The sequence below is a fragment of the Myxococcus guangdongensis genome (genome assembly GCF_024198255.1).
In the GTDB taxonomy this organism is placed as follows: Bacteria; Myxococcota; Myxococcia; order Myxococcales; family Myxococcaceae; genus Myxococcus; species Myxococcus guangdongensis.
Genome location: NZ_JAJVKW010000003.1, coordinates 817,027 through 838,618 on the forward strand (window position 1 = coordinate 817,027; position 21,592 = coordinate 838,618).

Genomic DNA, 21,592 nt, shown 5'->3' on the forward strand with positions numbered 1-21,592 from the left:
GCTCCTCTTGCTGTTGGGTTGGATGCTGCGGTGCGCGCCAGTGAGGGCGATGTGATGCCTTCACGGCGAGCGTGTTTATTATCCACTGCGAGAAAGTCTCGACAATGGGTCATTGTGTATCTGTCTTGTGTTGTCGGGCTGGATAATTCCGTGATGCAAGGGCTGGATGGTGAGTGATTGGAGTGCGGGAGGACCCGCGCGTCGGCGTTGACTGAGGGGTTGTACTTAGCTGCGACGCGGCATGCGTCAGGTGAGTCAGACATGTCTCGGGAGGAGATGTCTGGATGACGCGGACGGTCTGGCTTCGACCCCATGTCTCGACTGTGTCTATGATGGCTCGCGTGTCGGGGGCGCGGAGGCGCTGCCCGTTCGGGGACAGGAGCTCGCCGTGCAGCGCAAGGCATCCATCTTCAGACGCGAGGCGATGGAGCACCATCGGGAGGGCCCGAAGGGGCGCGGCGACGTGCTGCGCATCGCGCCGACGTGGGTGCACCGCGCGTACTGGGTCCTGATGGCGGCGCTGGCGTCGCTCCTGGTGTTCGGTGTGCTGGGCCGCGTGGATGAGTATGCCTCCGGGCCCGCGCTGGTCCGGGTGACGGAGCTGACGCCCCTGGTGAGCCCCACGTCGGGCGTGGTGGCGCACGTGCGCGTGCAGCCCGGGCAGAAGGTCCTCGCGGGCCAGCCCCTGGTCGGCCTGGTGCACGCGCCCGCCTCAACCGAGCAGTCCGTGTCCCAGCGGGAGCTGACCGCGCCCTTCGAGGGCGTGGTGAGGGACGTGGACGCGCGGCCGGGGCAGCAGCTCGCGCCGGGGCAGCGGGTGCTCTCCCTGACGGCGCGGGAGGCGTCGATGACGCTCAACGTCTTCCTGCCGGGCCGGTTCCAGCCGCTCTTGCGGCCGGGGATGGCGCTGCGCGCCGAGCTCGAGGGCTTCGAGCGCTCCTATCAGGACCTGGTCATCGTCTCCGTGGGGGACCAGCTCATCGCCCCCGGCGAGCTCAAGCGCTACCTGGGCGCGGAGCTGGAGGGGCGGCAGGGGACGGCGGAGGCGGTGGTCCTGGTGACGGCGCGCCTGCCGGGGCCCACCTTCGAGAGCCAGGGGTTGTCCTTCGGCTATGTCGACGGGATGCCCGCGCGCGCGCAGGTTCGCGTGCGCTCCGAGCGTCTCTTGATGCAACTGCTGCCCGGCTTGAGAGGACGGTTGTAGATGTCGACGCAGAAGAAGCCAGGGCTGCTGGAGCGCTTTCCCGCCTTCCGGCGCGTCCGCACGGGCCCCTTGCGCCGGCGCATCCCGGAGGTGCGCCAGATGACCGTGGCCGACTGCGGCGCGGCGTGTCTGGCCATGGTGCTGGGCTACCACGGGCGGGCGATGAGCCTGGAGGAGGTCCGCACGGCGACGGGCGTGGCGCGCGACGGCACCAGCGCCCGGGCCCTCCTCGACTCGGCGCGCCGGTTGGGGTTGCGCGGACGCGGCGTCTCCATCGACCTGGACCGGCTGCCCTTCCTGCCGCCGGGCACCATCCTGCACTGGCGCTTCTCGCACTACGTCGTGCTGGAGCGGCAGGTGCCCGGCGGCGTGGCCATCGTCGACCCGGAGCAGGGCCGCCGGGTCGTGACGATGGAGCAGTTCAGCCAGTGCTTCACCGGCGTGGCGCTGCTGCTCGAGCCCGCCGACGACTTCACGCCCGGCTCGACGCGGCGCGGGACGTGGCGCTACCTCTGGCCGCTCCTGCGCGAGTCGGGGACGCTCAGCCGCATCGTCGTGCTGTCGGGCTCGCTGCAGCTGTTCGCCCTGGGGCTGCCCCTGTTGACGGGGATGGTGGTGGACCGGGTGGTGCCCCGGGCGGACTACGGGCTGCTCGGGGTGCTCGCGGCGTTGATGGGCACGCTGCTGCTGTTCCAGTTCCTCGCGTCCCTGGTGCGCTCCCAGCTGCTGCTGGAGCTGCACTCGCGCATCGACTCGGCCGTGACGCTCGGGTTCCTCGAGCACCTGGTCAGCCTGGCCTACCCCTTCTTCCAGCTGCGCCCGGTGGGCGACCTGGTGATGCGGCTCAACATCCAGACGCGGGTGCGCGACATCCTCTCCAGCGCCGCGGTGTCGGGCCTGCTGGACGGCTCGCTGGTCCTGCTCAACCTGGGCGTGCTGCTGGTGGCGGACGTCCGGCTGGGCGTGCTGGTCGTCGGCCTGGGCCTGGCGCAGCTGGTGGTCCTGCTGGCGGGGCGCCGCTGGATGAAGAGCCTGATGTCGCGCTACCTGGAGCTGGATGCGAAGAACCAGGACTACCAGATTGGGATGCTGTCGGGGATGCAGACGCTCAAGGCGTTCGGCGTCGAGCAGGACGCCGTGCAGCACTACTCCGGCTTCTACGTGGACCTGCTCAACGTCGCGCTCGAGCGGGGGCGGCTGGGCGCCTGGCTGGACTCGTTGAACGCCTCCTTGCGGATGGCCTCGCCGCTGGTCGTGCTCTGTGTCGGCGCCTACCAGGTGATGGAGGGCCACCTGTCCCTGGGCGGGATGCTCAGCCTGAGCGCGCTGTCGGTGACGCTGCTGGCGTCGCTCTCGGCGCTCGTCGCCACGGGCGGACAGCTGCAGTACCTGGGCAGCTACCTGGAGCGCATCAACGACGTGATGGACACCCCGCCCGAGCGCGACCGGCAGAGCCTGGGCGCGAGCCGGAAGCTCGAGGGGAACATCGAGCTGAAGGCGGTGTCCTTCCGCTACCACCCCACGTCCCCGCTGGTGGTGCAGGACGTCTCGCTGCGCATCGACAAGGGGCAGCTCGTCGCCATCGTCGGGCGCTCCGGCTCCGGCAAGAGCACCCTGGCCAACCTCATGCTGGGGCTCTACCTGCCCACCGAGGGACAGGTCGCCTACGACGACATGGACCTGGCGCGGCTGGACCTGCATGACGTCCGGCGGCAGATGGGCATCGTGCTGCAGGACCTGTCGCTGCTGGGCAGCACGCTGCGCGACATCATCGCGGTGGGCAACCCGGAGGTGTCCCTGGAGCGCGTCACGGAGGCCGCGCGCCTGGCGCAGATTCACGACGACATCATGGCCATGCCCATGCAGTACGACACGCCGGTGGCGGACCGGGGGCAGTCACTGTCGGGCGGGCAGCGTCAGCGCCTGGCGCTGGCCCGGGCCCTGGTGCGTCAGCCCTCGGTGCTGCTGCTCGACGAGGCGACGAGCGCGCTGGACGCGGTGACGGAGCAGCAGGTCCAGCAGGCCATCGCCACGCTGGACTGCACGCGCATCGTCATCGCCCACCGGCTGAGCACGGTGCGCCGCGCGGACGTCATCTTCGTGATGGACGAGGGGCGCGTGGTGGAGCGTGGGACCCACGAGGAGCTGCTCGCGGGGCACGGCGTCTACGAGCAGCTGGTCCGGGCCCAGATGGAGCGCCCCCAGGCGCTGGCCGGCTGAGGGCTACTCGCTGCGCAGCGCGACCACGGGGTCCAGGCGGGTGGCGCGCCAGGCGGGCACGAGGCTCGCCAGCAGCGCCACCAGCCCGAGCGTGGTGGCCACCGCGACGTAGGTGAGGACGTCGGTGCGCTCGACGCCGAAGAGCATGTTGCGCAGCAGCTGGCTCGCCACGAAGGCCAGCACGGTGCCGAGCAGCAGCCCGAAGCCGGCCAGGCGCAGGTACTGGCGCACCACGAGCCGGACGACGTCGAGCCGGCCGGCGCCGAGCGCCATGCGGATGCCGAATTCGCGCGTGCGGTGGCTCACCGAGTGCGCGACGACGCCGTAGATGCCGAGCGTCGCGAGCGCCAGGGCCAGCAGGGAGAAGCTGGCGACGAGCACCATGTAGAAGCGCGGCTGGGCCACGGACTGGGCCAGGACGCTGTCCATGGTGCGCACGTTGGCGACCGGCAAATCCTTGTCGAGCCCCTGGACCTCGCGGCGCACCAGGGCCGCCAGCGCGAGCGGCTCCGAGTCGGTGAGCACCGTGAGCTTCATGGCGTTGGCGCGCGCCTGGGCGAACGGGACGTAGACCTCCGAGGAGGGCCGGTGCTTGATGCCCCCGTGGAGGACGTTGCCCACCACGCCCACGATTTCACCGCCGAAGCGCCCGTTGCCGAAGTCCACGCCCAGCTCCACCCGGCGCCCGAGCGGGTCCTCTCCGGGCCACAGCCTGCGCGCGGCCTCCTCGTTGATGAGCACCGCGCGCGTGCCCTCGACGGCGCCATCCTGGCTCGTCAGCGCGCGGCCCCGGTGCACGGGGATGCGCAGCGTCTCCAGGTAGCCCTCGGTGACCAGGCGCACGTTGACGATGGCCTCCTGGCCGGGGACGGGCGGCGGGCGGGCCAGGTCCTGCAGGGGCGACGCCATGGCGCTCCCCGTCAGCGGCAGGTGGATGGCCAGCCCCGCGTGCTGGACGCCGGGCAGGTGGCGCACCCGCTCCAGCAGGGTGTCGTAGAAGGACTGCACCGCCGGACTCCCCCAGGGATAGCGGCTCTCCGGCAGCGCCAGGTCCAGGGTGAGGACGCGGTCCGTCTTGAAGCCCGGGTCCACCTGCTGGAGCTTGAGGAAGCTCTTGAGGAGCAGCCCGGCGCTCACCAGCAGCACCACCGCCAGCGCCGTCTCGGCGACGACCAGGCCCGCGCGCGCGTGGCGCCCCCGGAGGCTCCCCCCGGCGCCCGCGCCGCTCTCGCGCAGCGCCCGGTCCAGGCCGACGTTGGAGCCCTGCAGGGCCGGAATCAGACCGAAGAGCAGCGCGACCAGCAGCGCGAGCGCGGTGGTGAACGCGAGCACCGGCCCGTCGATGGCGACCTCTTCCAACCGGGGGATGTCCCCCGGGCCCATGCCGACGAGCAGGTCCAGTCCCCACCGGGCCAGCATCACTCCCGCCGCCGCGCCGACGAGCGCCAGCACGACGCTCTCCGTGAGCAGCTGCCGGATGATGCGACCCCGGCCCGCGCCCAGGGCCAGCCGCACGGAAATCTCACCCTCGCGGCTGACGCCGCGCGCCAGCAGCAGGTTGGCCAGGTTGGCGCAGGTGATGAGCAGCACCATGCCCACCGCGCCTATCAGGACCAGCAGCGCGGGCTGGACCTGGCCGACCAGCTCCTCTCGCAAGGGGATGAGGCGCAGGCCCAGGTCGGTGTTGGACTTGGGGTGCTGCTGCTCGAGCTCCCGGGCGATGGCGCTCACGTCCTGGCTGGCCTGCTCCAGCGTCATGCCGGGCTTGAGCCGCCCATAGACATTCAGCCAATGCGAGCCGCGATTCTCCGGGTTGATGAGGTCCCCCTCCCAGGTGACGGGGGCCCAGAGCTGCGCCTTGTTGGGGAAGTCGAACTCGCGGCGCGCCACGCCGATGACGGTGTGCGGCGTGCCCTCCAGGGTGATGGTGCGACCGACGACCTGGGGGTCCCCCGCGAAGCGCCGCTGCCAGAGGGTGTGGCCCAGCACCACCACCTGGCTCTTTCCGGGCTGGTCCTCGTCGGGAAGCAGGCCCCGGCCGAGCAGGGGCTGCACGCCCAGGACGCGGAAGAAGTCCGCGGTGATGCGCGCGCCCAGCACGCGCTCGGGTTCGCCCTCCGGGCCCGTCAGGCTGATGTCGGTGGAGCTGACGGCGGCGAGGCCCGAGAAGGAGTGGTTCTGGGATTGGATGTCGCGGAAGTCGAGCGCGGAGGAGGGCAGCGTGCCGCCTCGCCTGGGCGTGTGCTGCACATGGACGAGCTGGTCGATGTCCGCCATGGCGAAGGGGCGCAGCAGGACCGCGTTCACCACGCTGAAGATGGCGGTGTTGGCGCCCAGGCCGAGCGCCAATGTCAGCACACAGATGAGGGTGAAGGCCGGGTTCTGGATGAGCTTGCGGAGGGCCTGACGCACATCTTGGCGAGTCGTGTCCAATGCCTGCTCCAGTCCTGGGATGCGGTCATGCTCGACCCGCGCGAGGCCGAGCATCACCGCAATGCCACACGTCCCGGACCGTGAAGTCAAACGTCAGGCGGACAAATGCCCCAGTCCGATGGGCGCGGCGATGCACGTGTCCGGAATGCCGAAGGCATCCACCAGCGCCACAGCGTCCGGCCGGAGCTCCGTGCACAGCTTCACGACCTCCTTGCGGATGGCCAGCGCCTTGCCGCCCTCCATGAGGTTGTTCTCCTGGAACCAGCCGCTCGCGGCCTCCAGGCAGGACAGGCCGTAGAGGTCGCACAGCCGCCCGAGCACCACCTTGAGGCCCGGGTCCTGGACCATGGTCACCCCGTGGATGAACTGCTCGAGCACCACGCGCTCGACGTGCGCGTGCGCCAGGGCGACCAGGTGCGCCTGGACCTGGTTGAAGGCGGCGAAGGCCTCCACGCCCGCCGTCAGCCGCTTGCGGATGCGCCGCGCCACCGAGGCGAGCAAATCCTCCTCGCGGTAGCGCAGGAAGCGCAGCTGGAAGTCGTCGTCGCGCAGGTGCTCGCTGCCGGTCCTCCGCGCGGCGATGGGGTTCCTGTCCGCCATGGCCGTGGCCTTGTCCGCGATGAGCTTGAGCACCGCGTACACGCGGTCGTCCTCGAAGCGCTGGCGGTAGTCCGTCAGCAGGCTCTTGGCGACCAGCTGCATCAGCACCGTGTTGTCGCCCTCGAACGTGGTGAAGATGTCCGTGTCGTCCTTCAGCGCCGACAGCCGGTTGGCCTCCAGGTAGCCCTGGCCACCGCACGCCTCGCGCGCCTCCTGGAGCACCGCGGTGCAGTTCCACGAGGCATACGCCTTGAGGCCCGCCGCCAGCGCCTCCACCTCCATGGAGTCCTCCTCGGTGCGCTTCACGTAGCGCTCCACCAGGTGCTCCAGCGCGAAGTCGAGCGCGTACGTCTTCGCCAGCGGCTTGAGCAGCCGCAGCTGGTGCGTCTGGTGGTCGAGCAGCCGCACCTCGGGTGCGCCCGGCGGGCCGAACTGTCGGCGCAAGTCCCCGTAGCGCACCGCGATGGTCAGCCCGCTCTTGGCCGCGCTCAGGGACGCGCACGCCACGCTCACCCGGCCCGCCACCAGCGTGCCCAGCATGGTGAAGAACCTGCGCCCGTCGCTGGAGATGGAGCTGGTGTACTCGCCCTCGGCGGTCACCTGGCCGAAGCGGTCCAGCAGGTTCTCCCGGGGCACCCGCACGTGGTCGAACCAGATGCGGCCGTTGTCCACGCCGTTGAGGCCCATCTTCCGGCCGCAGTCCTCGATGCGCACGCCGGGCAGCACCTGTCCGCGCTCGTCGCGCAGCGGCACCAGCAGCGCGTGCACGCCCAGGCCCTTGCCGCCGACCTCCAGCTGCGCGAACACCGTGGTGATGCGGCCGTGGCGCGCGGCGTTGCCGATCCACTCCTTGCGCGCGCCCTCGGACGGGGTGTGCACGACGAAGTTGCCGGCCTCCGCGTCGTAGCGCGCCACCGTCTCCACGTCGCGCACGTTGGAGCCGTGGCCCAGCTCGCTCATGGCGAAGCAGCCGGGCAATTCCAGCGTGGCGACCTTGGGCAGGTACTCGCGGTGGTGCCTCTCCGTGCCGAGGAAGAGGATGCTCGCGCCGAACAGGCCGAAGTGCACCCCTGCCTTCACCACGAGGCTCAGGTCGAAGAGCGCGAGCGTCTCGAACGCGGCGATGAAGGCGCCCAGGTCCGCGCCGGCCTCGTTGCCTTCCGGGAAGGCGATGCGGCCCAGGCCCTGGTCCGCCAACTGCTTGAGCCAGGCGAAGACCTGCTCGCGCTGCTTGTCCGTGTCGAGCGTGCGCTGATAGCGGAAGGTCGGGTCCTCCAGCCACTTGCGCACCTGGGAGCGGACCTCCGGGTACTTGCGGTCCAGCACCGCGCGCAGCGCCTCGGGGGCGAAGGACGTGGGCTCGGTGGGGCCGATGCGGCGCGGCTCGTGCGCGGCGGACGGCACCAGCGCGCGCACGGCCTCGCGCCCTGAGACGCCCAGCACGGCCTCCAGCGAGGCCAGCGCGCGCACCAGCTCCGGCATGCTCGAGGGCAGCTCCTTCGAGTCCGCGACGAGCTCCGTCAGCTTCGCGCCCAGCTCGGAGAGGCTCTCCTGGGGGCTGAGCTTCAGGCGCTCCGCCGCGGCGCGGATGTGCTCGCGCACGAGGGCCAGCTCGTTGGAGCTGGGCGGCATCAGCGGGTCCAGCCAGCGGGCGAGCACGGTGTTGGAGCGCAGGTCCAACCAGGGCTGGGCGCGCGCGGCGGTGCCCAGCATCCGAATCTCCGCGGGCGTCAGCTCACCGTCCGTCCACGCCACGTAGAGCATGGGGACCAGGGGGGCCAGGCGCGGCAGTGACAGCAGCTCCTTCGCGGTTGGACGAATCTCTTCCACCATCAGTTGGCTCTCCAGCAAGCGAGGGAAGAGGCCCAGTGTGGCCAGCCCGGTGCCGGGCGGCAATGGGAGAGAGCACCTGCCTGTCGGGCAGGCGGCCAGGCCCTGCATGCCAGGGCCGGGAAGTGTCCCTAGCTTGCCACGTCATGGACGAGCCCCAGGACCTCTCGGAGATGGAGATTCTTCCCCAGCCCGGCGCCCACGGCTTCGATGCGGGGAGCGAGCGCGGCAAGCACGAGATGAAGGGACCCTTCGAGCTGCCTCCGGGGCCTCGGGGCTTCTCGTTCTCTCTTTATCAATCCACCGGTGCGGCGCTGATGACGGGGCACCGCCTGGAGCTGCTGGACAACGGCGCGGTGTTCGACCGCATGGTGGAAGACATCCGCGCGGCCCGGGAGAGTGTCCACATCCTGGTCTACATCTGGCGGCCCTGCGACGTGTCGGACCGCATCATCGACGCGCTGGTGGACCGCTCACACGCGGGGGTGGCGTGCCGCGTGGTGGTGGACCCGGTGGGCAGCGAGGAGCTGAGCGGGGACAAGGACTTCGACCAGAAGGTGGAGAAGGTGCTCTCGGCCGCGGGCGTGGAGGTGCACTACTACCGGCTGCTCGCGGGCAAGGTGATGGGGCGGCTGTTGGGGCGCACGCACCAGAAGCTGGTCATCATCGACGGGAGAATCGCGTACACGGGCGGCTTCGGCTTCTGGAAGGTCTGGGAGGGAGATGGGCTGTCGCCGGAGGAGTGGCGCGACACCAGCGTGCGCGTCGAGGGGCCCGCCGCGCGCGAGATGCAGCTCTCCTTCTCGCGCTACTGGCAGGAGTCGGGCGGTGGGCTGCTGCCCCCGGACACCTTCCCGGAGCCCATGCTGGTGGGGGACTCCGAGGCGTGCTTCGTGGAGAGCGCGGGCAAGCTGGGCATCACCGACGCGGAGCGGATGGTGCGCATGGTCATCGCCGCCGCGCGTGAGCGCCTGTGGATTGCCAACGCGTACTTCTCACCGCCCAACGAAATCCTGGAGCAGCTGGAGGAGAAGTGTCGCCAGGGCGTGGAGATTCGCGTGCTGGGGCCGGGGCCCGTGCATGACGTGAAGGTCATCCGCGCCTCGCAGCGCTCCACGTACGAGCGATTGCTCGAGGCGGGCGTGCGCATCTACGAGTACCAGCCGTCGATGATGCACGCGAAGACCATGATTGTGGACGACTGGCTCGCGGTGGTGGGCTCGACGAACCTGGACTCGCTGTCGCTCAACAAGCTGGGCGAGGGCTCGCTCATCATCCATGACAAGGAGTTCGTCCGGAAGATGGAGCGGTGCTGGGCCAAGGACCTGCGCGTGTCCAAGGAGATTTCGCTGGAGAACGGCGGCCGCACCAATCCGTGGCGGCGCCTGGCTCGCCGGGCCACGCAGCTGGTGGGGCACGACCGATAGTCAGCGCGGGTTCGTCACGCCGACCTGACGGCAGGCGCTGAGCACCGGGCACGTGGAGCACTTGGGGCGCGAGCCCGTGCACACGTGCTTGCCGAAGGGCACCAGCAGCCGGTTGAGCTCCACCCAGTACCTGCGTGGGAGCTGGGCTTCGAGCGCGGCCATGGTGGCCTCGGGCGTGGGCGCCTTCACATAGCCCCAGCGGTTCGTCACGCGGTGCACGTGGATGTCCACGCTGATGGCCTCGTGTCCGCAGGCGATGCCGAGCGCCAGGTGCGCGCACTTGGGGCCCACGCCCTTGAAGGACTGGAGCACCTGGGCATCGCAGGGCAGCGTGCCCGCGAATTCGTCCCGCGTGCGCACGGCGATGGCGTGGAGTTGATGCGCCTTGGCCTCGTGGAAGGTGACGGGGCGGATGAGCGTGTCGAGGGTGGCGGGGCTCAGGCGCGCGAGGGCCTCGGGTGTGGACGCGCGCTCGAGCAGCCGGAGCGCCGCGGGCAGGCTGACCTCATCGAGGGTCCGGATGGAGAGGATGCAGGCGACGAGCTGCTCGAAGAGGCTGTCGTGGCCTCGGGCCGACAGCGCGAACATGGCCGCGTCCGCGAAGTCGCGGACCGTGTGACGCACGCGCGCGAGCACGTCGTCGATGTCGAAGGGGACCTTGTCCGGACGGGGCGCGGGCTCGGAGACCTCGGGTCGTGCTCTCGCGGTGCGCGCGCTCGTCGGTGACGGTGCCCTGCGGTGTCTGGGAGGCGTCGGTCCTCTGTCCGCCATTCAGTCCCCCTCCTTGCCCGAGAAGATGGGGACACGGTGGACGTCCGGCCTGGAGTGTCGTCCGGGCCGGTGGCAGGGCAGGGGGACGGGGGCGCTTCAGCTCGCGGGCTTCGTGAGGTCCATCGCGTACCAGTGGTCGCAGCCGAAGTGGCCCGTGCTGCCCATGGGCGCGCAGAGGGGCTCGAAGCCGAGGCGGCGGTAGAGCTTCTGGGCCTGGGTCATCGAGGCGAGGGTCTCGAGGTAGCAGCGCTGGAAGCCCGCCTCGCGCGCGAAGTCGAGGCAGCGGCGCAGCATGCGCTCGCCCGCTCCCAGGCCACGCGCCTCGGGGAGGAAGTACATCTTGCGCAGCTCGCACACGCCCGGGTCTCCGCCATCGAGCGGGGCGATGCCGCCGCCTCCGATGACGCGGCCCGCGCGCTCCACCACGAAGTACGCGTGGCGGGGGCGCGCGTAGGCGGCGCTCATGGTGTCGACCTCGGGGTCGTGGAGGGCGAAGCCGGGGCCATCCGCTCCGAACTCGGGCATCACCGTGCGGATGACGCCCGCCACGGCGGCATCATCCGTGGGTCGGATGGGACGCAGGGTCAGCTCGTCGTTGCTCATGCGCGGGGACGGTCCCACGGAATGAGAGGTGGGGCCAGTGGGACTCCAGGGCGTGACGGGTGCGTCGGAGTGCGCGCACCCGTTGTGCACCTGCTTGCACAGGTGGCACCCGGGCGACGCACCTGGAATGTGGGGGGCGGCTTTCCACGCCCTGGATATCCCAGGCATTCTGGGTGGCATGTCCGTTGTAGAGGGGGAGCTTCATGTACTGCCCTGATTGCCGACAGGAGCGCCTGGGTCAGTTCCACCAGTGCGCACTCTGTGGCACGGCGATGACCTCGCGGCCTCGTTCCGAGCTGGACGCGGAGCTCGCTCACGTCCACTTCCTCCTGTCCGAGCTGTCGCGCTGGGATGCCACCGAGGTCCCCCCCAACGTCCGTCGCTTCCTCTCCGAGCGCTACGAGCGTCAGGCCCGAATCCTCCTCTCCGTGCTCGCCGAGTCGCCTGCACCGGCGAACCGGGTGGAGCCGCTGCGGACGGCGGAGGCGGTAGCGGTCGGAGCGCCTTCGCGCCCGGGTGAGGGGCCCACGGTGGTTCCCGACGAGGGTGGGGTGCACGCGGGGGCCACGGTGCTGCCCGTGACGGCAACGGATGCGGCGGCTTCGGGCTCCGCGCACGAGGCCCCGTGGCGGTCGAACGAGGCCGTGACGCACTCGGTGCGGGACACGGGGGATTCCGCGTCCGTGGCGAGCGGCGCTTCGGTGATTCGGGAGGCGGGCGGCGGGTGGGGCGCGGATGCGACCGCGCAGCGCTCGGGTGAGTCGCTGGCGAGTGGTGCGCCGGCTGGCGGCGTGTGGGGCGCGGAGGAGGCCGCGGCGAGTGGCGCCTCGGTGATTCGGGATGCTCACGGTGTGAGTGAGGTCTCGCCGGGCTCGGAGCGTCCGAAGGCGGGTCTGTCGTGGGGTGAGGGTGCGTCCGGGCCTCGCTCGGATGCGTCGTTGGCGAATGACGCCTCGGTGATTCGAGAGGCGCACGATGTGAGTGATGTCTCGCCGGGCTCGGAGCGTCCGAAGACGGGCCTGCCGTGGGGCGAGGGTGCGTCCGTGCCTCGCCCGGACGCGTCGGTGGCGAGTGGTGCATCGGTGATGCGAGATGCGAGCGGCACGTGGGGCTCGGACGGGTCCGCGTCGCGTGCCGACGATGCCCAGGGCGCACGAGGCGCGGCGCCATCCGCGTCGGGCGCGGATGCCTCGGCGGCATGGCGCGCGGAGGATGCTTCGGCTGCTTCGCGAGACGAGGCGAAGCGCGAGGCCGAGCGCGCCGCGAGGGCGGAGTCGACGCGACGACCGGGGCCGCGCGTGTCGCCACATGCCCGGGTGTCCGGGGCGGGCGCCGAGGCGCATCCGCTTCCCGAGGACGCCTCCGCGCCGTCGTTCGAGGCCCCGCAGCCCCGAGGCTCGACGGCCCGGTTCGTCGAACAGGCCTCTTCGTGGAGTCGCGTCTGGAAGCCGTTCCTCTACGAAAGCATCATGTGGTTCGTCGGTGCCTTCCTCGTCCTCTCGGGCCTGCTCTACTTCGTGTTCGAGCGATGGGCCGGGATGAGCTCCGTCAGCCGCTCGATGGCCATCTTCCTCGCCACGGCGGGGGCCTCCGCGTTCTTCTCCATCATGGGGGCTGTCCTCGGACGGCGCGAGGCCCTGCGCGGTCCGGGGCGCATCCTCGGTGTCATCGGCTCGGCGGCGGCGCCCCTCGCGGGCATCGCCCTGTCGCCCACCGGGTTCAGCGACGCGTCGCTGTCCGGCAACCTGGGCCCGTGGTGGCTCACTCCGGCGCTCCTGGTCTGGGCGGCCATCGCCGCGTGGTTCGTTCGCAAGCCCGCTGACGCCTTCGACGCGCCCTCGCGCCCCTTCGTCCAGGCCTCGCTCGTGGTCAGCATCCTGATGATGGGACTGGCTCCGGTGGCCGCGAGGCTCGGGGGCGTCGCGCTGTGGCTCAACCTCGTGCCGTGCGTGCTCTTCTTCCTGCTGTCGCGGCGCTCCGCCTCGAGTCCCCGTGAGGGAGCCGCGCTGGCCTTCGCGCTCGCCGCGCCGCTGTACCTGCTCATCGCCTACGCCGTGCGACTGCACCTGGCGCTCGTCCACGCGGGCACGCCGCCCGAGGCGGGCATCTATGCGCCGCTCGTCGCGTTCCTGCTCGCGTCCGCCCATCGCTTCCGTGCACTGCCCGCCGAGCGCGCGGCGGACACGCTGTCGCTGGGCGTCGTCTCGCTCCAGACGATGTGTCTGGTCGCCGCCATCGGCGCCCCGCCGCCGACGTTCTTCGTCACCGCCGCCGTCATCACCTGGACGCTGCTGTCGCTGGCGAGCGGCGCCCTCCACCGGCTGCCGTGGGTGTATCCCGCCTACGCCGCGCTCTACTTCTCGTACGCCACCAGCGGCCAGTTGGTGCCGGGGCCGCTGAGGCGGTTGCTCGACGCGCTCAAGGCCTCGCTCGGTTATCCCGTCGCGGACCGGCTGCCCGTGCAGTACGGCGCGCTGACGGCGCTGCCCTTCGTGCTCGCGGGCGTGGTGCTCGCGGTGTCGCGGCTGTGGCGCGGTGAGCGCACGGGCCAGGCGCGCGACGTCGCCTTCGCGGAGGTGCTGCTGCGCTGCACGGCCGTGGCTGGCGTCCTCTTCTCCTTCTACGGCATCGCCGGGCCCGACGCGCGCCCGGCCCTCTGGAGCGTGCTCGGCATGTCGGTGGTGTGCCTGGGCACGGGCCTGCTGGTGGACCGATTCTACCTGAAGGCCGTCGGCGCGCTGCTGATGCTGGTGGTGCCGGCGTTGGCCATCCAGGTCCTCTCGGTGGAGGCCGCGTCCGTGGTGGTCGGGGTGCTGGCGCTCGGATTGTCGGGCGTGTCCCTGGTGTGCACCGCGCGGACGCGGGCGCTCGTGGCCTCCGTGGGCGGATTGCTGGCCACGGCGGGCTTCCTGATGGGCCTGTTCAGCGACTTCGGCTTCACGCCGCTGGCGGGCGCGGTGCTGTGTGGCGCGAGCATGCTGCTCATCGCGTGGAGCCTGCGCAACGCGTACGCCGTGGCCTACGCGGTCCTGCTGGCGGCGGCCCTGGTGCCGAAGCTCGCGCTCCAGGTGTCCGTCACGGCGATGGCCTTCTCGCTGGTCTTCGTCGCGCTGGCGCTCGCCGTCGTGGCCGAGCGGGGCCGGCTGCTGCGCCAGCTGAGCGGGGTCGCCGTCTTCTACGCGCTCTTCGGATTCCTGGCGGGAATCATCGGCACCGTGAGTGGCCTGGGCGTGGTGATGCTCCTGTCGGCCGGAGCCATCGCCGTGGTGTCGCGCACGTTCCCCCTCGCGCGGCCCCTGGCGGTGTTCCTCGCGGCCTTCGCGCTGCTGCCGGACATGGGGCGCTCGTTCTCGCCCTGGGGCGGGCTGATGACGCCGGCGATGTCCATGGGGGCGTTCATCCTCTGGGCCCTGGGGTCCTCACTCAGCGCGGCGCGCTGGGGACGCAGCCCGAGCACCACCGTCGCGGCGCTCGTGGCGTGGACCTTCCCCTTCTTCGCCGTCGTGGAGGCGAAGTCCTGGCAGGAGAACTCCTTCATCCTCGCCACGGCCTTCGCCGCGCTGCTCACGGCGCGAGCCATGCCCGCGGGGCTCAGTGTCGGGGTGGCCGCGCTGTACGCCACCAGCGGCCTGTACTCCACGGGGCCGATGGCGCTGTTGGGCCTGGCCACGGTGCTCGCCGTCCTCGCGGTGCTCGAGGAGGTCCCCGCGGTGCTGAGGGTGGGCGCCGGTGGCCGCCGCTACGCGATGGTGGCGACGGTGGCCTCCGCGCTGGTGATGGTCATCACCGTGGTGCGCTGGGATGACGGGCACCCGGCCTGGATGGCCGCGGGCGCCATGGTGCTGCCGCTGTTGTGGACGCGCGCCACGCGCCTGCCCTACTTCGCGTGCCTGGGGGTACCCCTCTGCTTCGTGGGCTTCCTGGCCATGGGTGGGGACACGCCCACGTGGGCGTATGCGCTGCCGCTGCTGTCGTTGGCCGTGACTCGCGCCGTGGAGCATGTGCCCGGCTTCAGCGCCCTGCTGCTGCGCTCGAACGAGGTGGAGGTCCGCAATCGGCTGTCCCTGGGCATGCAGGTCAGCCTCGCGCTGCTCACGCCGGTGGTGCTGCTGACGTCGTGGATGGGGCCGCTGCCGGTGTACTTCCTCACGGCGTCGCTGGCGCTGATGCCCGGGCCCATGCCGTTCCTGCGCGTGTGCGGCGCCTCGCTGCTGCTCATCGCCGTGCCCGAGGCGCGGCCCGTCGTCACCGTCCTCCTGCTCGCGCTCGCGCTGGCCGAGCACCATGTGGCGCCGAAGCTCTGGGCCTTCTTCCGCAGTCCGCCAGACGCGCAGCTGCGTCAGGCCTCCGTCATCACCGCGCTGGTCATCGGCGTGTTGCCCGTCCTGGAGGACCCGTCACCGACGAAGCTCGCGGGTCTCGCGGGCGTGGTCGCCGCGTCCGCGTTCCTCCTGTCCTTGCGGTGGCTGCTGGTGCCGTCGCTCCTGGTGCTCTCGCTCGCGTGCGTGGGTCGGACGGAGTCGCTCCAGTTCCTGGAGTGGCGGCCCGAGGCGGGGCTGCCCATCGTCGCCCTGGCGCTGGGCGCCGCCGTGTTGTCCGCCTTCTGCCAGTCCGGGGGTGTGCAGCGCTCGCTCGACCAGGGGGTGAATCGGCTGACGCCTGGACTGGGCGGCACGTGGAGCGAGCCGTTGTGGGCGGGGAGCGCGGGCGTGCTGGGCCTGCTGCTCGTGTCGAGGCTCGTGGACGCGGGGCCCGGAGCGCTCGCGCCGCACGTGGCGCTGGGGGCCGGGGCGGCGTCGCTGGTGTTGATGGCGACGCGTGAGCGGTGGATGGCGAACGTGGCCACCGCGCTCCTCGGCCTGTCGCTGGTGGCGGCGGTGCCCTTCGTGTGGCTGCCCGCCGCTGTCAGTGGCGCGGGCCTGGTGCTGTGCGTGGCGGGCCTGGTGCTGGACGCGCGTGGGGTGCGCGTGGGCGCGGCCCTGCACCATGGCGGCTGGGTGATGGCGCTGTTGTCGTTGTCGGCGCTGCGCGAGCTGCGGCACGTCGGGACTCCGATGTGTTTCTTGTTCGGTCTGGGCGCGGCGTGGACGGTGGTGTGGCGGCGGCGCGAGCGCGAGGCGGTGGGCTGGCTTGCGTCGCTCGTGGCGGTCCACGGCGTGATGATGCACCTGGGCGCGGTGTACTCCACGGGGCGCGGCTCGGAGTTCATCCTCCCGTACCTCGGCGCGCTCAGCGCGCTGCTCGCCGCGCTCGCGCTGTTCGTGGCGGGCCGCGAGGTGCGCCGGGGCGTGGGGTTGGGCTTCACCGTCGTGGCGCTCATGGAGGTGATGTTCGGCCTGGGGTTGCTGGGGCCGCGGGGGGACGCGCTGCGCGAGGCGCTCGTCGCGTGTGGAGCGCTGGCGGTGCTGCTCTTCGCGCTGGTGCGCCACGCCTCCAGGGAGGAGGACGAGCCCGCCGCGTTCCTGGCCCAGGCGGTGCTCGCGCTGGGCTACCTGTCCATGCGCATGCTGGGGATGGGCGCGCAGCCGAACTCGGGTGACAGCCTGGCGGCGCTGGTGGGCGGCGCGCTCTTCACGGGCCTGTACTTCTTCGTGCAGCGCGAGGGTTCGGGGCTGGCCGTCTTCCGGCGGCCGGCGCTGTGGGGCGCGTACCTGTTCCCGATGGCGGGTCTGCTCTCCGCGCCGTGGAGCGAGCCCCTCCAGGTGGCCGCGCTGCTGGTGGGGCACGCCGCGCACTTCGCCGCGCTGGCCTCGCATCCGACGCGCCGGGGCTCGGCCTCGCTCGCGTCGGTGGTGGCCTTCAACGTCGCGCTCTTCCTGGTGTGGCAGGGCACGGGCCACGGCGAGCCGCAGTTCTACGTCATCCCCGCGGGCCTCTCGCTGCTCGCGCTGTTGCGCGTGTTCCGGGGCACCCTCGAGCAGGACACCTACGCGCGGCTGCGCGCGGTGGCTGTCACCGTCATCTACGTGGCGGGCGCATGGAAGCCGCTGATGTTCGACGATGGGGGGGCGATGCTCCTGTGCGTGTTCCTCTGCGTGGTGGGCGTGGGCTTCGGAATCGCGTTGCGCATCCGCTCCTACGTGTACCTGGGCACCGCGTTCCTGGTGACGTGCGTGGCGGCGAACCTGGTGCGCTTCGGCATGAGGGACCACCGCGTCGCGGCGGCTTCGCTGTTCCTCATGGGCCTGTTCGTCATCGGCTCCATGGTGATGCTCAGCGCCCACCGTGCCGCACTCCTCCAGAGATACACCCGGGTCCGCGCACTGCTGTCCACCTGGGAGGGGTGACACTTCGAGTTCTTGGCGACAGGCCCCACCTGTGGGATTGAATGCGGCCGCCTTTGTTGGAGGGTCGTCGGTTGTCCAGTCCTCGCCTGCTCGCCATCGTTCCGCTGTGTGTCCTCATCGGCTGCGCCACCGTGCAGTCCCGCGACGTCGGGACGGCCCCGGAGGTGGTGCCTTCTCCCGCGGCGGAGTCCACCGGGCAGGGCACCCAGGTGCCCGCGTCCGACACGCCTCCGGCCGTGGCCCCCGAGGCTTCGTCCGCGAGCGAGGGGGTGACACCGGTGGTCGCGGAGGCACCTCGCGCGGAGCGTGCGCCCGCCGTCGTCGCCACCGTGATGTCCGAGGAGAAGGCCCGTCCGCTGGTGACGGGCGTCATCTCCGCCGCGCTGGAGGCCGTCGCGCTCGTCACGAGCCCGGGCACGGACTCCGCGGGCTTCTGGGACGCGTACCGCACGCCGATGCAGTTCGCGCGGCTCATCGTGTCGCGCTCCATGCAGCTCGTCGGTGAGCGCAACCTGGGTCGCTTGAGCCGGGGCATGCCGAACGACTGCTCGGGCTTCGTGCGGTTGGCGTATCTCTCCGCGGGCATCGACCTGGTGGCCCACGGCTTCCTCGCGGGGGAGAACGCCGTCTCCGCCATCTTCCGTCGCGCCACGCAGGGCGGCCGACTGCACCAGCACGCGCCGCGTCCGGGCGACCTCGTCTTCTTCCGCGAGACGTATGACCGCAACCGCGATGGTCGCCGCAATGACGGGATGACCCACATCGGCGTGGTGGAGGCGATTGGCGATGACGGCACCGTCACCTTCATCCACCGCGGGAGCAAGGGTGTGGCCCGCAGCCGCATGAACCTGGCCCATCCGGAGAAGCACCAGCTCACCCAGGGCGGCCCCGTGGTGAACGACTTCCTTCGCCCGGCGAGCAAGGGCTTGCGCGCCTATGTCACCGGCGAGCTCTTCGTCTCCTATGCGTCTCCCGAGGGGCTGTAGATTTCCAGTCGATGTCCCGCACCCCGCGTGGCTTTGAAGCTCCGCGAGGTTGTTGCGTCATGTCGGGCATGAGAATCGCCCTGCTGATTGGTGGTCTGTTGCTCGCCCCGGGCTGTGTCGTGCACTCGCGCTCGGAGCCGCGTCCCGGGCCCTCGCGGCCTCCGTCGCGTCCGGCCTCCATGTCCTACAAGGAGGCCGTGGACCGGGGCTTTGGTGAGTGCCGCTCGCGTCGTTACGATTGTCGTCTCAAGGAGGCGCACCTCACCGGTCGCGACGTCTGGAAGGTGAAGTTCGATGCCTCGGCGCCAGGCGCTCGCGGCCACCTGCACCTCGAATACGACGCCTTCTCCCGCAACCTGCTCAGGGTGGACGAGAAGGTGAAGGCGCGCAGGGACAGGCACGATGACTGGGATGACGACCACCGTCACGGTCGCGGCAAGGACAAGAAGGGTCACGCCCACCGCGACGACTGACGCGCGGGCCCGGGACACGATGCCCGGGCCTTCTCAGCCGCCCTTCTTGTTCAGCCGCTGCAGGGCCCGGTTCGCCTCGCCCTGACCGCAGTCTCCGCTCTTGCCGACCTCGAGCTCCGCGAGGCGGATGAGGGCGGGGACGGCGTCCATGTTGCCCAGCACACCCAGCCTCCTCGCGGCGAGGCGGCGCAGCTCGCACTCCTTGGCCTCCAGCGCCTTGGCGTAGCCCGCGACGAGGTCGAACCCCTCGGTCTCCTTCGCGGCGTCCAGGTAGCGCACCGCGCCCCACTGCTTGATGGAGAAGTCGCTCTCCACCAGGTCGATGAAGTACGGACGCACGCGCTCCCGGGGGATGTTGCTCAGCAGCTTGCGCAACTCGTCGGAGTCCTTGCGGCCGTAGTCCTCCGCCAGCCCGTCGAGAATCGAGTCCTCCACGCCCGCGCGGCCCTCATCGTCCAGCGTGGCGAGCAGCACCCGCTCCTTGTCGTGGTTGCCGAGCGCGTGGTGCGTGGCTGCGAGCGCGCGTCGCACGGAGGCCTGCTTCTGCTCGTCGTTCGACGTCGCGTTCAACAGCGCGAGGGCCTCCTCCGTCCTGCCATCCTCCAGCAGCGACAGCGCCTTCACCGCGGGGCGGTTCAGGTGCCACACCCACGCTGCGACGAGCAGCAGGAGCACGCCCACCACCGCGCCCGCGTGCTTCGGCTTCGCGCGGGCCAGGGCCACGGTGGCCTGGGCGCGTGCCTTCAACTTCGCGGGCGTCAGCTCCTCGCGCAGCTTCGGGCCCGCCTCGCGCAGCGACTGTCGGGGCGAGAAGGCGCGCACGCGCTGGATGCGCTCACGGACCCGCTGGGTCAGCGAGGCCCAGGCCGCGCCCGTCCTGTGCAACGCGGGGGCGAAGTGCACCGCGAGCGCGTTCTGTTTCTCGAAGCGGCCACCGAAGGGCGGGCCCTCGGCCACGCGCAGGCAGCGGTACAACTGGAGCTGCTCCTCGCGGCCGGGCAGGGTGATGGAGCCACATGGCTCCACCTCCGCCTCGGCGCGGTTTCGCGCGAGATTCACGGCCTCCGTGAAGGTGACCTCGCCCGCGGCGGCGACGTGCTCCACCGTCTCCACCACCTCCATGGGCTCGCCCAGCACGGTGTCGGCGGTGAGCAGCACCTCGCCCGCGTGCAGGCACACGCGCACGTTCAGCCGCTCCTCGTCGGGCAGCGCCTGGTTGTGGCGCCACAGCTTGTCCTGCATCGCCATGCCGCACAGCACCGCCGCGGTGGGCGAGCGGAACACCACCAGCAGCGCGTCGCCGCGCTTCTGCACCAGCCGTCCCTCGTGCTCCCTCACCAGCGGAATCAGCAGACGGTCATGCGTCTCCAGCATCCGCGCGTTCTCTTCGTGCGTCTGCCGGCTGGTGCGCTCGGTGAAGCCCTGGATGTCGGTGAGCATCACCGTCAGGTTCTGCGGCTTCACCACGGAGTTGCTGCCGGACAGCGACGGGCCGCCCGAGGGCCGGGTTCCGAAGGCCGCCGTGCCCGTGCGCACCATTCCCGGAGGGAGGCTGTGCGCGCCCGAGGTCGCCACCGCGCCGTACGCGGCCGTGCCCTGGCTGATGCGCTGGGACGTGGCGGGCACCGGGGCGTCCGCGCCGCCGAAGACCGAGGTGCCGGTGGGGCCGGGCGTGGCGACCACAGGCGTCTCGCCCGTGCCGAAGACGGACGTGCCCGAGGGCGAGGTGAGGGTGGCGGGCATCCCGACATAGGCGGGCGTGCCCAGCCCCGGCGTCAGCGCGGAGAGCGAGGCGTGGGCCGCGGCGAGGGCATCCGCCAGTTCGTGCGCGCTCTGGGTGCGCTTGGCCGGGTTCTTCTCCAGCAGCTTCATCACCAGCGACAACAGGCCGATGTAGCGCGACAGCGACGGGGCGGCCCGGTCCAACGGCAGCGGCGCGTGCGAGGCGTGCTGCGCGAGGAAGTGACGCGCCTGGGGCCCGTCGAACGGCAGGCGCCCGGCGAGCACGCGGTAGATGAGCACGCCGAAGGTGTACAGGTCACTGCGCGTGTCCACCTTCGCGCCCACCGCCTGCTCCGGCGACAGGTACTCGGGGGTGCCGAGCACCACGCCCACCTGACTGACGTTGCTCTGCGCGTCCGGCTCCACCAGCCGCGCGATGCCGAAGTCGAGCAGCCGCGCCTGCTCCCCGCGCGCGCCGGGGGAGATGAAGACGTTCTCCGGCTTCAGGTCGCGGTGGATGATGCCCTTGTCGTGGATGGCGGCGAGGCCCTCCGCCAGCTGATGGAGCAGCGGCAGCGCGCGCCCCGGCGGCATGGGCCCCGGGGTGAGCACGTCGTAGAGGCTCTCGCCCTCCACGAACTCCATCACCAGACAGGCGTGATCGCCCGACTCGCCGAAGTCGACGATGTGGACGACGGCGGGGTGCTCGACGGCGGAGAGGAGGCGGGCCTCGCGCTTGAAGCGCTCGGCCATGCCGGGCTGGGCGTTGAGGTCGTGGTGAAGGACCTTGATGGCCACCTTGCGGCCCAAGGAGACCTGTTCACCCAGGTACACTTCCCCCATGCCGCCCGAGCCCAACGGACGGAGGACTCGGAAGCGACCGTCGAGGACGAGAGAGTCGGGAGCCAGCACGCCGGGCGCATCTTGGCCGACTTCGCGGCGGCGCGCATGACGAACCGCACGGGGGCGGGCCTGGGGCCGCTCTGCCCCGCTGGCTGCCCCCCTGGCGGGGGATTGCCATAAATTTCGGGGGCTT

The 21,592-nt window shown here is 71.3% G+C and carries 11 protein-coding genes; 6 read left to right on the forward strand and 5 right to left on the reverse strand.

Going from position 1 to position 21,592, the window contains the following annotated elements:
- Positions 1-388: 388 nt before the first annotated feature.
- A complete protein-coding gene (locus LXT21_RS12780; RefSeq protein WP_254038394.1) occupies positions 389-1,204 on the forward strand; it encodes an HlyD family efflux transporter periplasmic adaptor subunit in 816 nt (271 codons plus the stop codon).
- Positions 1,205-3,424 carry a peptidase domain-containing ABC transporter gene (locus LXT21_RS12785; protein ID WP_254038395.1) on the forward strand — a complete coding sequence of 740 codons (2,220 nt, stop codon included), beginning with the start codon at positions 1,205-1,207 and terminating at the stop codon, positions 3,422-3,424.
- Between the two features lie 3 nt (positions 3,425-3,427).
- Here LXT21_RS12785 and LXT21_RS12790 read toward each other — a convergent pair whose 3' ends face one another.
- Both LXT21_RS12790 and LXT21_RS12795 read right to left on the reverse strand, forming a co-directional pair.
- Positions 3,428-5,836 carry an ABC transporter permease gene (locus LXT21_RS12790; protein ID WP_254038396.1) on the reverse strand — a complete coding sequence of 803 codons (2,409 nt, stop codon included), beginning with the start codon at positions 5,834-5,836 and terminating at the stop codon, positions 3,428-3,430.
- Between the two features lie 114 nt (positions 5,837-5,950).
- Positions 5,951-8,290 carry an acyl-CoA dehydrogenase family protein gene (locus LXT21_RS12795; RefSeq protein ID WP_254038397.1) on the reverse strand — a complete coding sequence of 780 codons (2,340 nt, stop codon included), beginning with the start codon at positions 8,288-8,290 and terminating at the stop codon, positions 5,951-5,953.
- A 143-nt stretch (positions 8,291-8,433) separates the two neighbouring features.
- On the opposite strand from LXT21_RS12795, the gene LXT21_RS12800 reads away from it, so the two are divergent.
- Positions 8,434-9,714 (forward strand): phospholipase D-like domain-containing protein, encoded by a 1,281-nt coding sequence (locus LXT21_RS12800; protein WP_254038398.1) that lies wholly within the window; start codon positions 8,434-8,436, stop codon positions 9,712-9,714.
- On the opposite strand, the gene LXT21_RS12805 is transcribed toward LXT21_RS12800, so the two are convergent.
- Both LXT21_RS12805 and LXT21_RS12810 read right to left on the reverse strand, forming a co-directional pair.
- Positions 9,715-10,485, reverse strand: a complete 771-nt coding sequence (locus LXT21_RS12805; RefSeq protein WP_254038399.1) for an endonuclease III domain-containing protein — start codon at positions 10,483-10,485, stop codon at positions 9,715-9,717.
- 96 nt (positions 10,486-10,581) lie between these two features.
- The gene (locus LXT21_RS12810; RefSeq protein WP_254038400.1) at positions 10,582-11,088 is read right to left on the reverse strand and encodes a GNAT family N-acetyltransferase; all 507 of its coding nucleotides are present in this window, start codon (positions 11,086-11,088) and stop codon (positions 10,582-10,584) included.
- A gap of 203 nt (positions 11,089-11,291) precedes the next feature.
- On the opposite strand from LXT21_RS12810, the gene LXT21_RS12815 reads away from it, so the two are divergent.
- From LXT21_RS12815 to LXT21_RS12825, 3 genes are all read left to right on the forward strand, one after another.
- Positions 11,292-17,375 (forward strand): hypothetical protein, encoded by a 6,084-nt coding sequence (locus LXT21_RS12815; RefSeq protein ID WP_254038401.1) that lies wholly within the window; start codon positions 11,292-11,294, stop codon positions 17,373-17,375.
- A gap of 71 nt (positions 17,376-17,446) precedes the next feature.
- Positions 17,447-18,361, forward strand: a complete 915-nt coding sequence (locus LXT21_RS12820) for a C40 family peptidase (protein ID WP_254038402.1) — start codon at positions 17,447-17,449, stop codon at positions 18,359-18,361.
- A gap of 59 nt (positions 18,362-18,420) precedes the next feature.
- On the forward strand, positions 18,421-18,834 hold the full coding sequence (locus LXT21_RS12825; RefSeq protein ID WP_254038403.1) for a hypothetical protein: 414 nt from the start codon (positions 18,421-18,423) through the stop codon (positions 18,832-18,834).
- A 33-nt stretch (positions 18,835-18,867) separates the two neighbouring features.
- Here the strand turns inward: LXT21_RS12825 and LXT21_RS12830 are convergent, their stop codons facing one another.
- Positions 18,868-21,468 carry a protein kinase domain-containing protein gene (locus tag LXT21_RS12830; RefSeq protein ID WP_323394374.1) on the reverse strand — a complete coding sequence of 867 codons (2,601 nt, stop codon included), beginning with the start codon at positions 21,466-21,468 and terminating at the stop codon, positions 18,868-18,870.
- Positions 21,469-21,592 lie beyond the last annotated feature (124 nt).

Coding starts and splice junctions, on each gene's coding strand:
- LXT21_RS12785 (WP_254038395.1), top strand. CDS start 1,205: ATGTCGACGCAGAAGAAGCCAGGGCTGCTGGAGCGCTTTCCCGCCTTC.
- LXT21_RS12795 (WP_254038397.1), bottom strand. CDS start 8,290: ATGGTGGAAGAGATTCGTCCAACCGCGAAGGAGCTGCTGTCACTGCCG.
- LXT21_RS12800 (WP_254038398.1), top strand. CDS start 8,434: ATGGACGAGCCCCAGGACCTCTCGGAGATGGAGATTCTTCCCCAGCCC.
- LXT21_RS12805 (WP_254038399.1), bottom strand. CDS start 10,485: ATGGCGGACAGAGGACCGACGCCTCCCAGACACCGCAGGGCACCGTCA.
- LXT21_RS12810 (WP_254038400.1), bottom strand. CDS start 11,088: ATGAGCAACGACGAGCTGACCCTGCGTCCCATCCGACCCACGGATGAT.
- LXT21_RS12815 (WP_254038401.1), top strand. CDS start 11,292: ATGTACTGCCCTGATTGCCGACAGGAGCGCCTGGGTCAGTTCCACCAG.
- LXT21_RS12825 (WP_254038403.1), top strand. CDS start 18,421: ATGTCGGGCATGAGAATCGCCCTGCTGATTGGTGGTCTGTTGCTCGCC.